This window comes from Buttiauxella cochleicola (assembly GCF_021283185.1).
Taxonomy (GTDB): Bacteria; Pseudomonadota; Gammaproteobacteria; order Enterobacterales; family Enterobacteriaceae; genus Buttiauxella; species Buttiauxella massiliensis.
In genome coordinates this window covers 131,638-147,234 of sequence record NZ_JAJSOS010000004.1, presented here as the reverse complement: position 1 = coordinate 147,234, position 15,597 = coordinate 131,638, and the positions used below count along the sequence as shown (strand labels likewise).

The window sequence follows — 15,597 nt, the reverse complement described above, 5'->3', positions numbered from 1 at the left end:
TCTCCAGTGACTTAATTGCATTAAGCGTAGTGATGAATTAAGAAATTGTGCATGGTTTAGAATCTGATTAATTACTGTAACGTAGTGACTAAACTCAGGTAAGGAAAACCGCTATGAAAGTGACTCGCAAACAGGAAAAGATCGTCAAGCGCACACTGGAGGGCTGGCGTAAGGAAGGGGTGATTGATGCCCCAGAACAGCAGCGTTTGCAACAAAACCTCTCGGTTCAGCTGTTCGACTGGCAACGAATGAGCCGCTATGCATTCTGGATAGCGCTGGCCTGCTTCATTATCGCAATGGGCAGCCTGGTTGCTGATGAATATTTGATGGCGTTGCTATTTAATTTTGGCTACCTCACGCGTGCGGTTATTTTGCTGCTTATCGCTATTGCCTTTTATTGCTGGGGATTCTACCGCCAGAGAAAGATGCCGGATAAACGCTACAGCAATGAGGCTATTCTGTTCCTGGGCGTATTATTCACCGCGCTATTTTTATGGCAGCTCGGCATGGCGCTCGATAACGGCAGCGGAAATGTAGCACCGCTATTTTTGCTCGGCTGCGCGATTTACGGCGTCATTGGCTACCTGAGCCGTTCGGGTCTTATCTGGCTATTTTTCCTACTGGCATTAGGGAGCTATTTCGGGACATCGACAGGGTATTCTTCTGGTTGGGGCGCTTACTGGCTCGGTATGAACTACCCAATTCGTTTTGTATTATTCGGCGGGGTATTACTCGCGGCATGTTACCTGCTTAAAAAACCTTTACTGCAACGTAACGTGTTTGCAGTCAGCAAAGCGATGGGGCTGCTGTATCTGTTTATCGCCTTGTGGATTTTGTCGATCTTTGGCAATTACGATTTGGATATCTGGCAAAGTGTGCGCCAGATTGAGCTGTTGCACTGGTCATTGCTGTTCGCCCTGGCGGCAGGTGCATGTATCTGGATTAGCCTGAAAACAGACGATGGCATGCTGCGCGGATTCGGTCTAACGTTCCTCGGTATTAACCTCTACACCCGCTATTTCGAGATGTTCTGGGACGATACCAATAAAGTGATTTTCTTCCTGCTGCTCGCCATCTCGCTGGCCCTTGTCGGGCGCTATGCCGAGAAGATTTGGCGGCTGGGGGAGAAGTGACATTCGCCTGGCGGGTAAGCACAACATTACCCGCCAGCGAGTCGCACAGATCATTCAGGTGTAAAAGTCAGATACCCGGCCACGCCACCGCCGCCATCTTTCGGGTGATGGATGCCATCCATCACCGTGACTTTCGGGAAATCGAAAGGTGAAACGCCTTCAATGCAGGCGACATTAACGCCATATTGCTCAGGGTTTGAGCGGCGCTGGTGAAAAGTATAAATCCCGCATACGGAACAGAAGAAATGCACCGCCGCTCCGGTGTTAAAACGATACTCGGTGAGTTTATCCTGCCCTTTAGTAACCTTAATCCCCGACAACGGAGCAGAGACAGCAACCGCGCCGCGCATACGGCAAAATGAACAGTTACAGCGGCGGATAGTGTTAAAACCATCGCTAAGCTCGACGGTAAAAGCGACAGCACCACAATGACATTGAGCAGAAACTTTTTGTTGCATAGCCCACCTCAGTCCAGATTTTTAATTCTCCTGAGTTTAGTGGTTAACTGAGTCTTGTCATTACGCTCAGGCTGTCTTTTCGCGTCATCTTTTGCGAGGATAGCGCGGAATTTACACCTATCAACAAAAGGTAACGATATGGCTAAGCATCCAACGGGTAAATATTTGCGCGCCCCAATTACATCCAACGATAAAAATCTGCTGATTTACGTGGTGCGTGGCTCGAAAATTGACGATATGCCACCTGATGAAGATGAGGATTATCCGGGCGATATGCAGATGTTGATGCCACAGTTATCTAAAGATTTTGATGCGGAATTAAACGATTCGCTCGACGAGTGCGAGTCCGGTGATGTGATTGTCTTTATGTGTACGACGGATATGATTTTTGAGCACGCTTACTCGAAGATTAAAGCTATGCTGCGCGCTTAATTAACGCCTGTTTGAAAACCAAACCCCGGTGCGATGACCGGGGTTTGTTCTGTTAGTGGCCGTAAAAAATCTCACCTTTCATGGCACGCACAATTTTGCCTTCCGCGTCGGTAATCAACACGTAATTCCCGCCCATGTATGTCCAGTGGCTTCCCGCCTCTGGTGCTGGCAGGTGCCTGATTTGCCAGGCATCAATGCGGTACTCCTTGGTGCGATACAAATCCGGTACGATGTCGCCAATTTTATATGGCTTGTAATCGGCATGAAATTCTTGAATTTCAAACGAGGAAGCTGGCTGCGGAGCGGCTGGTGCAGGTGCGACAGCAGGCGCATCAGCTGCTTGAGCAGTCATCGCCAATGGCAAAGAACCGGCCATCAGGGCCACAGAAAAAACAAACACATTCAATTTACGCATATCTTCTCCAGATACATTCATCTGCTAACTTTCAAATAATGCCGTTATCTCTATCACGTTGTTTCACTGGTGATAATCAATTTTTCGTTACTTGAAGTAAATGACTTGCGGTATGCGGCGGGTGTGGTGGAGAACTTAGCGCGGAAATGGTGGCGCAGGGTTGCCGCACTGCCAAATCCAACACGTTCGGCAATTTCATCAATGGAGAGTGTGCTGATTTCCAGTAAATCCCGACAGCGCGCCAGGCGCATATTAAGCAGCCAGCGTGCGGGCGTAGTGCCGGTTGTTGCGGCAAAACGGCGTAAAAATGTTCTCGGACTCATGCCGGTAAACACCGCCAGCGACTCTACAGAGTGTTCATCAGCCAGATGGATTTGCAGATAATCGAACAGTGGGCTTAGACGCTTGCTCTCATAGGCAACTGGAATAGGTTGCTCGATAAACTGAGCCTGCCCGCCAACGCGATGAGGGGGGACGACCAGGCGACGCGCCACGCTGTTTGCGGCAGCCTGGCCGTAATCACGCCGCACCAGATGCAAACTCAAATCGATACCGGCGGCGCTTCCGGCAGAGGTCAGCACCGATCCGTTATCGATATATAACACATCTGGCATCACCTGAATGGCAGGATAGCGTTGCTGAAGTTTTTCGGTATAACGCCAGTGGGTTGAGGCTGGTAACCCATCGAGCAGGCCGCTGGCTGCCAGCACGAATACGCCGGAGCATATCGACATAATCCGCGCACCGCGTGAATGCGCCGTGCGTAACGCTTCACACAACTGTGGTGGAACCGGTTCGTCGGTACCTCGCCAGCCGGGCACAATAATCGTTCCGGCGTCTTCCAACAAAGAAAGACCACCATCGACCGCCAGTCGGATACCGCCGGTCGCTCTAAGCTCACCGGGTTCGATTCCTGCGACCGCAAACCGATACCAGTTATCACCCATTTCCGGACGCGGCAGGCCAAACACTTCAACAACGACACCAAATTCAAAGGTACACAGACCGTCATATGCCAGCGCAACAACTAGAGGGTTTTGCAAAGGGGAATCCCGAACGATTGTCATGATCTTCACGTTATCTGTCATTTCTGCCATACGTCAAGCTACACGCTGCGCTCTATAGTGAGATCTCACCATCATGAGGAGTATTTATGAGTTACGTTACTGACTATCCAGCCGCCGCCCCAGAAATCGCTGCCGCTCATTTTCTCCAGCGTTTGTGTCTCGAAACAGACTGCGATGATGTCCATAGCGCGATGAAAGATGAAGATATGGATTTTGTTCTGCTGCATGTGGTCGGCTCCCCGGAAGCATTCACCCGTCGCCATATTCCGGGCGCGTTGCATTTGCGTCATCGGGATATGTCGGCTGAACGCATGGCCGAATGGCCTGCTGATACTTTATTCGTGGTTTATTGCGCCGGGCCACATTGCAACGGTGCGGATCGCGCAGCGTTAAAACTGGCGCGTCTGGGCCGTCCGGTGAAAATTATGATTGGTGGAATCACCGGTTGGGCAGATGAAGGATTTAGCTTTGCCTGAGCCGTGAATTTGCTATCCGCAGGGCGCTAACTGGGTGTAATCTTTGCCTCAAATTTGTCATATCTAAAGGAAGCCATAATGTCGATTTACAGTGAAACCAATGCGCAGTTCATCCTGGGTCTAAGCAACCTGTCTGCAATCCTTGAGAAAGCGGCTAACTGGGCGAAAGAGAACGGCAAAACGGAAGAGAGCCTGCTGACTGCATCACTGGCGGAAGATATGTATCCGTTGGTGCGTCAGGTGCAAATTACCACCGATATGGCTAAACGTGCCGTTGCTCGCCTGGCAGGTGTTGATGCTCCGGTGATGGAAGATAACGAAACCACTATTGAACAGCTTCAGACCCGTATCAAAGCAACGGTTGAGTTCATGAAAGGCATTAGTGATGAGCAACTCGCTGGCGACGACGAGCGCCCAATTGTTGTGATGGCTCGTGAACACGAATTGCGTTTCACCGCTCGCAACTACGTGTACAAATTCGCTACGCCGAACTTCTATTTCCACTTCACTACCGCTTACGACATCTTGCGTCAGGCGGGGGTGCCGTTAGGTAAGCGTGATTTTGTCGGCCCAATCTTCTAAGCCGCTTTACCCGTCATACTTCAAGCTGCAGGGGTGTTGGCTGCACTCACAAACCCCAGTCACTTACTCAAGTAAGCTCCTGGGGATTTGCTCTCTTGCCGCCTACCTGCAACTTGAATTATTTAGGGTATGCATGAATAAATAGTGCGCCTAGCTCAGCCGATAATAGCGATTCGGGCGCAACTTCTCAGGCAGTTCTTCCCTCTCATCCATATCCTGCAAATCCCGCTCAATAGTGTTGCAAATTGCATCCAGCGGCAGGTCGTTGTCTTCGGTGCCAAACGGCTCTTCCAGCTCTTCAGCCAGCGTATCAAGCGAAATAAAGGTATATGAAACAAATACCGACAAGAACGGTGTCATGTAGTGTAGGTCGGTGACCAAAGCGAACGGCAGCATGATGCAGAACAGGTAAACGGTGCGGTGCAAAATCAGCGTGTAGGCAAACGGCAACGGAGTGTTGGCAATACGCTCACAGCCTCCGGCAACCGCGGAAAGATCGTTCAGATGATGATTCAGGCTGCTCCACACTACATCGGAAATCAGGCCCTGTTTACGCTTATCGGCGAGCCAGTCACCCATCAGCAAGAGTATGCGGTTACAGGGCGCGTGGCTTTTCATCACCCACTGTAATTCATCGGCAGTTAAGAATTTTTTCAGCGTCTCTTCCATCGGGCGCTTACGCAATGTGAGCCTGAGTGCGTGGCAAAAGGCAATCTGCAAATTCACAAACGACGTAATCTGACTCTGGTTTTCACCCAACAGACTTTTAGTCTCGCGCAAAAACGAACGCTGAGTAATCGCCAGTTGCCCCCACAAGGTGCGAGCCTCATTAAAGCGTGCGTAACAGACGCTGTTTCTGAACCCGAGAAAAATCGCTATCGCCACACCAAGAATACTAAAGGGTGCTGTAGTCAGCTTAATGCCGAGGGTTTCATACCAGGGGAGAAAGAAAATGACGCTTATGGAAAGCGCGAGGTTCAGTAATAGGCGTGAATAGATTTTTTGTAGAACCGAACCATGCCAGACAAATAAGCGAATAAACCAGTGTTGATGCGGGCGAACAATCATAATCGGGAGGCTCAAAAACAGGACGTCATATTAGACGGCAAAGTGTGATGTAGATCAACTTGCAATTCACATCGCCTTAACAACATGAATTATTTTCAATAACCATGAAAGATCTTCGTTTGTCCTCATGTTCAGCATCTGCCATTCTCAATCACACAAATAGCCGTCCAGATGGCTAAATATTCAAATAATGAATTATCACCTGACTAAATTAATTAGCCGGGTTAGCGGAGAAAACACATGCCACAGTCAACACTACATCGCGCTCCATTCCGTGCCGACATCGTCGGTAGCTTCTTACGTCCAGCGACTATCAAAAATGCTCGCCTCGCGTTTGCTGCAGGTGAAATCGATGCCAGCCAGTTGCGCAAAGTTGAAGATGATGCGATTCGTGCTTCGGTCGAGCAGCAGTGTGCTTGCGGTCTGCATGTGGTGACAGATGGCGAGTTCCGTCGGGCGTGGTGGCATTTTGATTTCTTCGACGGCCTGCAAGGTGTGGAACGTTATGAATCAGAGCAGGGTATCCAGTTTAATGGGGTACAGACCAAGGCGCATAGCGTGCGTGTGGTGGGTAAACTCGGGTTTGGTTCGCACCCAATGCTGGAAGATTTCCGTTATCTGAAAAGCATCAGCGGCAACGCGGTGCCAAAAATGACTATTCCAAGCCCAAGCGTGCTGCATTTCCGTGGCGGCCGCAATGCTATCGACAGTAATGTATACCCTGATTTAAAAGAGTATTTTGACGATCTGGCGACGACATGGCGTGATGCGATTCAGGCTTTTTACGCTGCCGGTTGCCGCTATCTGCAACTTGATGACACCGTTTGGGCTTATCTGTGTTCCGATGCCCAACGTAAAGAGATCCGCGAGCGTGGGGATGACCCAGACCAACTGGCGCAAATCTATGCTCAGGTACTGAATAAAGCGCTGGAAGGAAAGCCGGACGATTTAGTTATCGGCCTGCATGTTTGTCGCGGTAACTTCCGCTCAACGTGGATTTCTGAGGGTGGTTACGAGCCAGTTGCTGAAGTGTTATTCGGCAGCGTCAATGTGGATGCATTCTTCCTTGAATACGATAACGACCGTTCCGGTGATTTTGCACCGCTGCGCTTTGTGCGTCCGGGTCATCAGCAGGTCGTTTTAGGTTTGATCACCACCAAAAATGGTGAGTTGGAAAACCCGGAGTTGATTCAGGCGCGAATTAACGAAGCGGCACAATATGTCGATATCAGCCAAATCTGCCTCAGCCCACAGTGCGGGTTTGCCTCAACAGAAGAGGGTAATAGCCTGACTGCCGAGCAGCAGTGGGACAAAGTGCGCCTGGTGACGGAACTTGCCGAAAAGGTCTGGTAAAACGGTGATTGTGTCGGATGTCGCTGACGCGAGATTCGACACAATCACATCTTATAGTCAGCGAGGATCGTGAAGAGGACATGCGAGTCAGGATAAAACGTAGTTAGTCATGCCATCAACAGGTAATATGGCGACGCGCGGAAAGTACGCCATCAATATTGCTGCTTTATCGCGTCTATAAATGTTTGGGAGGGTTCAATGTCTTCAGCTTTACAACATCGTTTCATTCTGACGGGTGGCCCGGGGTCAGGCAAAAGCACGATAATTGATACGATCATAAAACGAGGGTATTGGTGTTCAAAAGAAGCTGGAAGAGGTGTTATACAGGACCAGATTAACATAGAGGGTGATGCATTGCCGTGGGCCAATCGAACAGCTTTTGCAGAGCTCATGCTATCTTGGGAAATGCGTTCGTGGCACGAAGCGGAAGGGCAAACACGACCATGCTTCTTCGATCGTGGAGTTCCTGATGTTGCGGGTTATTTAAGCCTTGAAGAGCTTACCATACCGAGGCATCTGGATAACGCCATCGCGAAATTTCGTTATAACCGTACCGTATTTATTGCACCACCCTGGCGTGACATATATGTACAGGATACAGAGCGCAAGCAATCTTTCGATGTCGCCGTCGAGACATATCACGCGATGGTGAAAGCATACCGTATATATGACTATCAGTTGATTGAATTACCATGCGTTTCTGTAGAGGAACGTGTGGATTTCATCCTTTCCAGGATATTACGCTGATAGAACGGTAACTGCGCTTAATGATGAATCACCATGCCTGAACCTGCCATATTCTAGTGAATATAGAACTTCCGCTCCTGGCACAGACCTGCCTGTGAAAAAATCCAGGGACTGCGTTGAACGGGATGCCGACGTTATTCTCCCGTTGACTTAATTGACTGCGCCAATTCAGGACTCCGTTTGGGAAACGGAAAATATTGTACGTTATGATGGTTTTCTGTACTGACTGATTTCAATCAGGCGAAAAGGTCAATACTTTCCTTCAACCAGCTTTCTATTGTTTCGCCAAATATTTCCGCATCAGTGCATTTTGTAGTGTCACGCCACGACGGACAGGAAAACCCCGTTCCACTACATGAAAGCCGTGTCGTAGAAAGAACTCTTCCGCAGCCTTACTCACATTTGAAGTAAGTTCAGCAATTCCAAGTTGTCTAGCTTCTTCATGAATGCAATTCATCAGTAGCATCCCTACTCCCTGTCTCGGGTAGGTTCCTGAGACAAAGAAATGGTCAATGTACCCATTCGGCTGAACATCTGCATATCCAGCTATTTCCCCATCCACTTCAACAACAAAGGGGCGCAGCTCCTCCATGTAATTGGCCCATTGTTCCGGGTCGATATCTGGTGGAGCCCAGGCCTCTATTTGTTCATGTGTGTAGTAGTGTGATGCGATGGTATGTACAGAAGATAAAAAGACCCTGAATAACGCAATTTCATCCCCATTAGTGAACCTTCTGATTTTCATAAAACCTCGTTAGTCGTAACGCGTTCTGCCTGCAGGTAAAGGGTCTGGATGCTACATACTTGAGAGCAACTATAGCCTGTGGCATCTGCTGTTTCCCGGATATTCAGTTTTATAACCTGTCGGTAGTACAGTACTTTCTGGTGCCTAATGGTTTTAACAGCAAGCGAGCTGTTTTTAGTCTGGGGATCTGCATACGTTCATCCCCTTACTCAGAAGTAGTACGGTTTTATCGTAGTTACTCAGGCACCACTCATGCTTTTTGATAACCGCCGGTGGGACTTTCTCTATATCTTTGACGGTACCAAATCCCATTGACCCGTAAAAACCTTCAAGCTCAGCAAAAGGTAAACAGTAAAGAACTGACAGACCTGAGTTCTTAATTAGGAAATCTACCACCTTACGGGCGATCCCCAGACCCTCATTGCCGGGAAAAACATAAATTCCCCCAAGCTCGCCGTTTTCTGTATCGATTGTTACAACTCTACCTTGACCAACAATATTATCGCCATCAGTCGCCAATACGATTAGTTCCCCTGCATGTGACGGAACAAAATCAATCTCAGCATAGCGCTCGTTAACGATGGCGAGATCAGCGTTGGTGGCGATTCTTAAAGAAATTTGCATCATTCTCCCTACATCTCTTTATCTGTATTTTTCAGCTTTTGATTTTCAACCATAATATTTGCAGTAAATATCAAACAATAACGATCAAGAAACATATTAGATATAGCCTAAATGTTTGAATATTTTCTGATAGATTTCACGCACCACTTTGCTTTTATTTTCGTGATATTGTTGAATATCTAAGCTACAACCTTTAATTGCATCTAATTTAACGTCAGCATATAGCTGGCAGTCCTTCTTTGACTGTCGCAACCAATCTCGAAAAAGCACATGTCGGATTGTTTCAGGAGTGTCTTGAGTGAAAACATGAAGGTTAACTCTGGGATTATCGTAATGAAAAAGACGATGTCCATGGAAGCGAGGCTCACGCACAATTAGTTTATACCCAAGACTCTCAAGTGCTAACACATAAGTTTTTTCATCTGTAGCGTCAGCAACTGTCAAATCAATATCAATAACGGGTTTGGCAGCGAGACCAGGTACTGCTGTAGAACCCACATGATCAATTTTTAGTACATGCGAACCTAATTTATTCTTAATTTTAGATGCCAGTGTTGAATATATATCCGGCCACAAAGGATCATACGCAACGACCACTACACTCTCAATCGGCGGTACACCATTAACAAAATAACTATCCTGAGGATCAATGACATAATGCTGCATTATTTCTTTTGGGCTAACCATAAACCGACACCTATCGACCATAAAAATTATGAACAATAGCGTACAGGAGATGGGTTTGGATGTCTCTCAAACGTCCGCTCCAGGCACAGAGCGGACTGTCACATCAGGTTAAGCTCGATGGTATGACGATGTCAGCTCAGGTCTGAGCTAATACACATCACGCGAGCTTAAATACCGCTACCGTTTCATTTAACGCTTGCGACTGCTCTTTAAGCGACATTGCCGCCGCCGACGCTTGTTCCACCAACGCGGCATTCTGCTGCGTCACCACATCCATTTGCACCACAGCCTGGTTAATCTGCTCGATACCGCGGCTTTGCTCGCCTGTAGACACCGCAATCTCTTCCATCAGCCCGGTCACTTCTTTGATAGCGTTGGAAATACGCTGCATGCTTTCGCCCGCACGGTTCACCAGACTGCTACCGATATTGACCTGCTCGCCAGAAAGCTCAATAAGCTCTTTGATCTCTTTTGCGGCCACCGATGAACGCTGAGCCAGGTTGCGTACCTCTGTTGCTACAACGGCAAACCCGCGGCCTTGTTCGCCTGCGCGTGCGGCTTCAACCGCGGCGTTCAGCGCCAGAATATTGGTCTGGAAAGCAATGTCTTCGATAATGCTGATTATGTTGTCGATTTTGCTGGAACTGGACTCAATATTACGCATTGAATCAATCACCTCGCTAACAATCTCGTTGCCGTCATTGGCGGCAATCAACATGCCATTTGCCAGCTTATTTGCCTGGTGAGAATTGTCGGAAGTAGATTTCACCGTCACGGTTAACTGTTCCATGCTGGCCGCAGTTTCACCCAGCGATGACGCTTGCTCTTCGGTGCGTGCAGAAAGGTCGGTGTTACCGGCGGCAATTTCTTCGGAGGCGTATGCTACGGTTTGGCTGGACTCGCGCACCTGGCCAATAATGCTTGCCAGTGATACACGCATTTGCTCAAGCTCGCGCATCATCGCACCAATCTCGTCATTGGCACTGGCAACAATCGGCGTATGCAACATACCGCTGGCGATTTCAGTGCAATGCTCTTTGGCTTTATCCAGTTCGTTGAGTACCCGTTTTTTCAGCAGCCAGAACACTGCACCGAGAATAACGGCGAAGATCAGTGCAAAAATCGCGATACTCATCAGGCTCTGTTTGAAACCAGATTGAGCATCTTTGTTGAGCTGCTGCGCATACTGCTGGCGGAATGCCAGTAATTTATCCAGTGCGACTTCAAATTGCTTATCCAGTTGTGGCAGGGTGGATGTCACCAGCGCACGAGCACGCGGAATGTCGTTGGCGCGGACAGCATCCAGCAGAGGCTGTAAGCCTTGCTCACGATAATTCACAAACGCGCTCTGGTAGGAATCAGTCAACACCTGTTCACCAGGCTGTTTTGGTTCCTCAAAATAAGCCTGAAATGCGGCGTTTGCCTTCTCAAGTACCGATTGTGCGCCGTTGAGTGCCTGTTGCCCCTGATCGTTTAACCCTTGTTCACGCTCTTCTAACGCTTCCATGGCACGAACACGCATGGTGCGGCTGTGGTTGATTGGGTCGATTACCGATAACACCACACGGATTTCGCGATTTACATTATCCAGAGATTGGTTGCTACGGGTGAGTGACCAGATGTTGGAAGCTGTGCTGATTAAGAAAATAAGCAGCAATGTGCTGAAAACTAAAATAGAAAAACGCCTTACGGACATGAAATACCCTTATCGTTAGAAATAAACCTGACTCGTTTCAGCCAGTGCTTGTGGGTTATCGGCATTCGGGGCGAGAAATTTAGCGGACTTATTTTCGTCATATTTCTGTCATAAGGCTGCTTTATAAATCGATGACCAAAATAAGGGATGCGAACATCATGAAATTAAAACCATTTGCGCTGTTATTGACCTCTTTATTTCCTCTGGCAAGTCAGGCAGCACAACCGCAGGTTGACCGTTACGTTGTCACATTTCCGCAAGGTGACCATGTTGAATACAAAGGGTCTTATGCCAGCAACTTCCCGGATGGTTTACCGGTTGGCGTGGGCTCGGGGCTGCAATTTATTCGTAAAGATGGCGATGCGCTGGTGTTTGCTACGGTGACGGATCGCGGTCCGAATGCCGATTCCCCGAAAGCCGGTAAAAAAGACTCGAAGATTTTTGCCAACCCGAAATTTACACCATTACTGATGACCATCCGCGTTACTGATGGCAAAGCCCTGGCTACCGATGCACATGCGTTACATGATGAGAATGGCCCTATCAGCGGTTTACCGCTGCCGGAAGGTTTGATTGGTGCAACCAACGAAATCGCTCTGAGCGATACCTTGCAGCAGTTATCGAGTGATAAACGTGGCCTGGATACCGAAGGGATCACCCCGGACGGCAAGGGTGGTTACTGGTTGTGTGACGAATATGGCCCGTTCATCATCAATATCGACGCTAATGGCAAAATCCTCAAAAAATATGGCCCGCAAGCAGAACAAGGTGAGCAGGGTGTGGCGGGTGGCTTGCCGAATATTATCAAATGGCGTCAGGCTAACCGTGGTTTTGAAGGGATTACACGCATGCCCGACGGGCGTATTATCGCCGCCGTGCAAAGTACGTTGGATATCGACGGGAAAAGCAAAAACAGCGCGCAGTTTACCCGTCTGGTGAGCTTTAACCCGGAAACCGGCAAAACGGAAATGTACGGTTATCCGATTGACGTAGATGTCTATAAGAAAGCCAAAGACGCTAAAATTGGTGACATCGTCGCACTGGATAACAACCGCCTGTTGCTGATTGAGCAGGGTGGCGACAAAAACAAAGTCATGCGCAACCTGGTTTATGTGGTTGATCTTAGCCAGGCCAGCGATCTGAGTTCGTTTGATAAAGACAAAGCACCAGAATTTGACGACGTGGCACAACTGCAAGCGCGCGGTATTAAACTGGCGAGCAAAAAAGAAGTCGTCGACTTGCGCAAACTGGGCTGGCAGCAGGAAAAAGCCGAAGGGATGACATTGATTGATAACCAAACTATTGCGGTGATTAACGACAATGATTTCGGTTTACAGCCGGTGCTGGAAAACCCTGATGCTGACGCGAAAAAGGCCGACGATTACGAAGTGGATGGCAAAGGGCATTTAACTCGCGAAGGAAAAGAAGTCGCGACAAAAATATCCTTAAAACTGCTGGAAAAACCTGAGTCACAAAATGAGCTTTGGGTGATTAAGTTGCCGGAAGCGTTAAAGTAGTTTTCTAGGGGCAACGGAAACGTTGCCCCTAAGTTATTCCGCCGATGAACTTGCCATTACATTTCGAATGGACTCCACCAACGCCGTTGCAGCAGGTGAGAGTTCACTTCCCATCAACCTGGAAATACCTATCTGCTCAAGAACCAGCGGTTCAAATGACGGCAAGCGCACAAGATCATTACTATAAGTAATATCCGTAACGATGGAATGTGGCAGAATACCTAATAAGTCAGTCTTTTTTAAAAGCCATAATATATTAAAGAATGAAACAGTCTCGATAGTGGCATGGGGCGGATCGATATTTTCATTGTAAAATGTATTATTAAATTGTTTACGTAGAGTGGTTTCAATTGGCGGTAATATCCATGCTTCCTTTTTTAATTCTTCAATGGATATGTGTAGATTTTGTTCCAATGGATGGCCTTTACGGGCGACAACTATCGCGTTTTCACTAAATAAGGCTTCCTGAGAAACTACAGCACTGGAACTAATATCCGATAATCGACCAATTAAAAAATCCAGTTCACCAGAAACCAGTCGCGGTAATAACTCTCCGCTGACACCTTCAATAATTTTTATGCGTATTTCGGGCCGTGAAATACTCAGCTTAGCAATAGCTGCGGGAACCAGATAACTCGAACCGGTTAATAAACTGCCAATAGCGACTCTTCCGGCATGACCCGTTCCCAACGCACTGATGGCCTGCGAGACATGGTCGAGCTGTGCCAGCACCATTTTGCTGCGGTCAACAAATGCGCGCCCCAGTTCAGTGGGGGTAACCCCACGGCGATTTCTTAGGAATAGTTTTGCCCCGACCGCATCTTCAAGATCGAGAAGTAGCTTACTGGCTGTAGGTTGCGAGACATTCAGCGATCGGGAAGCGTGAAGAACACTGCCGTATTCGAAAAGGGCGATTGCCAGGCGAAAGTGCCTGACTGTTGCCCAGCGTTCAAGTCTATCGAGTTTCATAAGATATCCATTTTTTGCATACCACATGCAATATATATGTTATTTACGCATACCACAAACATCCATATACTCGATTTTAATTAATCACCCCGGAGTTATTACGATGAGTTTAAATAATCTTGAGACAGTGAAAAAATACTTTAAATATTGCGTTGATGGAAAAGATGCAGATCGCGTTAAAGAGTATTTTGACAAGGACGTTATTATTCATCGACCTGATTGTGACGCACCTATTCATGGCGTTGAAAACTTCAAAAATGCACTGCTTGAACATGTAATTAATCGCTATGAATCTATTGTCACGACATTCAGCAAAGAAGTCATCACTGAAGATGTCGTCGTGGTTCATCTGAAACATGTGGCGCGTGGTTCTAATACCTGGCATGGATTTGATGTCCATGGCAAAGATGTGACGTGGACCGCACTGACTTATTTCCGCTTTAATGCCGAAGGGAAAGTAGTCGAAGAGATCGTCGAGAGAAATGAATTATTCATGGCGAAGCAGGTTGGTATTATTGACTATCAATAACGGAATATAAGTAAAGCGCTGAATGCAGATTCAGCGTTTATTTTTTACAAAAAACCTACACCGATCCCCGTACCAATAACTTCCAGTCCAGAATCTCATTCACGGTTTCAACTTCCGGGTTATCAATGCGCTCGAGCAGCAACTGCACGCTGCGAACACCGAGCTGGTGCATCGGCTGTTCGATGGTGGTGAGCGGCGGGTAGGTGACGGAGCCAAACGGCACGCCGTCAAAGCCCATAATTGCCACATCTTCAGGCACGCGCAGCCCTTGTTCGTGGGCGTAATGCAGCGCACCACCTGCCAGTGCGTCAGAAATGGCAAATACCGCATCTGGCGGTTCCGGCAGGGTAAACAGTTCGGCCATCGCTTGTATGCCAGCCTGGTATTCGAGGCTGTCGGCATAGACTACCGCTTGCCAGTTTTTGCCACAGGCTGCGCGATAACCGGCTTCACGCTGTTGCGAGTAGAGATAACGCAAATCGCCGTTAATCAGCGCAATGCGCTTATAGCCAGATGTCATCAGGTGATTGACCGCGGCGGAAGCCGCTTTGAAGTTATCAATGGTCACCGATGATGCGTTATAACCTGGATCGCCTTCGCCACATTGCACCCATGGCGAATCGCCAATTAGCGTGGTTAGCCCCGGCAAGCAACTGATGGCATCCATGGTGATAACACCATCAACCACTTTGCCGCTTAACAGGCGCAAATAGGCCGATTCACGCGTCAGGCGGGATTCAGAATTGCACAGCAGAATGTGGTAGCCGTGCTTTTCCGCTTCTTCTTCAATGCCGCGCACCACGCGCGCGCAGAAAGGGTTAGTGATGTTCGACACCAGCACCAGCAACATACGGCTGCGTGAAGTGCGTAACTGGCGTGCCAGCAGGTTAGGTTGGTATTCACACGCCTCGATCGCCGCCAGCACTTTGTCGCGCGTGTCCGGTTTAACGGCAGGGTTGCCGTTTAACACCCGGGAAACAGTCGCGGTAGAAACACCAGCAATTCGCGCCACTTTATCTATCGACATGTTGATCCTTTGCACGATCGGTTGATTTGTGAACCACATTCCAGATTCGAATCAATACTACCAAATAATTCA

General features: G+C 48.3%; 18 protein-coding genes. 8 read left to right on the top strand and 10 right to left on the bottom strand.

Annotated elements, in window-relative coordinates:
• Nucleotides 1–113 precede the first annotated feature (113 nt).
• Nucleotides 114–1,133, top strand: coding sequence for a DUF2157 domain-containing protein (locus LVQ76_RS07850; protein WP_232921359.1), 1,020 nt, complete (start codon nucleotides 114–116; stop codon nucleotides 1,131–1,133).
• A gap of 50 nt (nucleotides 1,134–1,183) precedes the next feature.
• On the opposite strand, the gene LVQ76_RS07845 is transcribed toward LVQ76_RS07850, so the two are convergent.
• Nucleotides 1,184–1,591, bottom strand: coding sequence for a GFA family protein (locus tag LVQ76_RS07845; protein WP_232864507.1), 408 nt, complete (start codon nucleotides 1,589–1,591; stop codon nucleotides 1,184–1,186).
• A 138-nt stretch (nucleotides 1,592–1,729) separates the two neighbouring features.
• On the opposite strand from LVQ76_RS07845, the gene LVQ76_RS07840 reads away from it, so the two are divergent.
• Nucleotides 1,730–2,023, top strand: a complete 294-nt coding sequence (locus LVQ76_RS07840) for a hypothetical protein (RefSeq protein WP_232921358.1) — start codon at nucleotides 1,730–1,732, stop codon at nucleotides 2,021–2,023.
• Between the two features lie 52 nt (nucleotides 2,024–2,075).
• Here LVQ76_RS07840 and LVQ76_RS07835 read toward each other — a convergent pair whose 3' ends face one another.
• Together LVQ76_RS07835 and ftrA are read right to left on the bottom strand one after the other, a co-directional pair.
• The gene (locus tag LVQ76_RS07835; protein WP_232921357.1) at nucleotides 2,076–2,438 is read right to left on the bottom strand and encodes an RcnB family protein; all 363 of its coding nucleotides are present in this window, start codon (nucleotides 2,436–2,438) and stop codon (nucleotides 2,076–2,078) included.
• 53 nt (nucleotides 2,439–2,491) lie between these two features.
• Nucleotides 2,492–3,526 (bottom strand): transcriptional regulator FtrA, encoded by a 1,035-nt coding sequence (ftrA, locus tag LVQ76_RS07830; protein ID WP_232921430.1) that lies wholly within the window; start codon nucleotides 3,524–3,526, stop codon nucleotides 2,492–2,494.
• 65 nt (nucleotides 3,527–3,591) lie between these two features.
• On the opposite strand from ftrA, the gene LVQ76_RS07825 reads away from it, so the two are divergent.
• Nucleotides 3,592–3,981: a rhodanese-like domain-containing protein gene (locus tag LVQ76_RS07825; protein WP_151993391.1), complete on the top strand. Its 390-nt coding sequence runs from the start codon at nucleotides 3,592–3,594 to the stop codon at nucleotides 3,979–3,981.
• 78 nt (nucleotides 3,982–4,059) lie between these two features.
• Nucleotides 4,060–4,563: a DUF1993 domain-containing protein gene (locus tag LVQ76_RS07820; protein WP_134182823.1), complete on the top strand. Its 504-nt coding sequence runs from the start codon at nucleotides 4,060–4,062 to the stop codon at nucleotides 4,561–4,563.
• Between the two features lie 150 nt (nucleotides 4,564–4,713).
• Here LVQ76_RS07820 and LVQ76_RS07815 read toward each other — a convergent pair whose 3' ends face one another.
• Complete coding sequence (locus LVQ76_RS07815) at nucleotides 4,714–5,631, bottom strand: bestrophin family protein (protein ID WP_232903640.1); 918 nt, start codon at nucleotides 5,629–5,631, stop codon at nucleotides 4,714–4,716.
• Between the two features lie 240 nt (nucleotides 5,632–5,871).
• Between LVQ76_RS07815 and LVQ76_RS07810 the strand changes: the two genes are divergently transcribed.
• Together LVQ76_RS07810 and LVQ76_RS07805 are read left to right on the top strand one after the other, a co-directional pair.
• Nucleotides 5,872–6,984, top strand: coding sequence for a cobalamin-independent methionine synthase II family protein (locus LVQ76_RS07810; RefSeq protein WP_232921356.1), 1,113 nt, complete (start codon nucleotides 5,872–5,874; stop codon nucleotides 6,982–6,984).
• A gap of 198 nt (nucleotides 6,985–7,182) precedes the next feature.
• A complete protein-coding gene (locus LVQ76_RS07805) occupies nucleotides 7,183–7,731 on the top strand; it encodes an AAA family ATPase (protein WP_232921355.1) in 549 nt (182 codons plus the stop codon).
• 274 nt (nucleotides 7,732–8,005) lie between these two features.
• Here LVQ76_RS07805 and LVQ76_RS07800 read toward each other — a convergent pair whose 3' ends face one another.
• From LVQ76_RS07800 to LVQ76_RS07785, 4 genes are all read right to left on the bottom strand, one after another.
• Nucleotides 8,006–8,476: a GNAT family N-acetyltransferase gene (locus tag LVQ76_RS07800; RefSeq protein WP_232865896.1), complete on the bottom strand. Its 471-nt coding sequence runs from the start codon at nucleotides 8,474–8,476 to the stop codon at nucleotides 8,006–8,008.
• A 174-nt stretch (nucleotides 8,477–8,650) separates the two neighbouring features.
• Nucleotides 8,651–9,103 (bottom strand): GNAT family N-acetyltransferase, encoded by a 453-nt coding sequence (locus LVQ76_RS07795; protein ID WP_232865895.1) that lies wholly within the window; start codon nucleotides 9,101–9,103, stop codon nucleotides 8,651–8,653.
• A 93-nt stretch (nucleotides 9,104–9,196) separates the two neighbouring features.
• Nucleotides 9,197–9,787 carry a GrpB family protein gene (locus LVQ76_RS07790; protein WP_232865894.1) on the bottom strand — a complete coding sequence of 197 codons (591 nt, stop codon included), beginning with the start codon at nucleotides 9,785–9,787 and terminating at the stop codon, nucleotides 9,197–9,199.
• 157 nt (nucleotides 9,788–9,944) lie between these two features.
• The gene (locus LVQ76_RS07785; RefSeq protein WP_232921354.1) at nucleotides 9,945–11,483 is read right to left on the bottom strand and encodes a methyl-accepting chemotaxis protein; all 1,539 of its coding nucleotides are present in this window, start codon (nucleotides 11,481–11,483) and stop codon (nucleotides 9,945–9,947) included.
• A 158-nt stretch (nucleotides 11,484–11,641) separates the two neighbouring features.
• Between LVQ76_RS07785 and LVQ76_RS07780 the strand changes: the two genes are divergently transcribed.
• Nucleotides 11,642–13,000 (top strand): esterase-like activity of phytase family protein, encoded by a 1,359-nt coding sequence (locus tag LVQ76_RS07780; RefSeq protein WP_232921353.1) that lies wholly within the window; start codon nucleotides 11,642–11,644, stop codon nucleotides 12,998–13,000.
• Between the two features lie 33 nt (nucleotides 13,001–13,033).
• Here the strand turns inward: LVQ76_RS07780 and LVQ76_RS07775 are convergent, their stop codons facing one another.
• Nucleotides 13,034–13,969 (bottom strand): LysR substrate-binding domain-containing protein, encoded by a 936-nt coding sequence (locus LVQ76_RS07775; RefSeq protein ID WP_232921352.1) that lies wholly within the window; start codon nucleotides 13,967–13,969, stop codon nucleotides 13,034–13,036.
• A 103-nt stretch (nucleotides 13,970–14,072) separates the two neighbouring features.
• Here LVQ76_RS07775 and LVQ76_RS07770 point away from each other — a divergent pair, with 103 nt between their 5' ends.
• Nucleotides 14,073–14,498, top strand: a complete 426-nt coding sequence (locus LVQ76_RS07770; protein ID WP_151993410.1) for an ester cyclase — start codon at nucleotides 14,073–14,075, stop codon at nucleotides 14,496–14,498.
• Nucleotides 14,499–14,553: 55 nt separating this feature from the next.
• On the opposite strand, the gene LVQ76_RS07765 is transcribed toward LVQ76_RS07770, so the two are convergent.
• Nucleotides 14,554–15,525: a LacI family DNA-binding transcriptional regulator gene (locus LVQ76_RS07765; protein WP_232921351.1), complete on the bottom strand. Its 972-nt coding sequence runs from the start codon at nucleotides 15,523–15,525 to the stop codon at nucleotides 14,554–14,556.
• Between the last annotated feature and the right edge of the window lie 72 nt (nucleotides 15,526–15,597).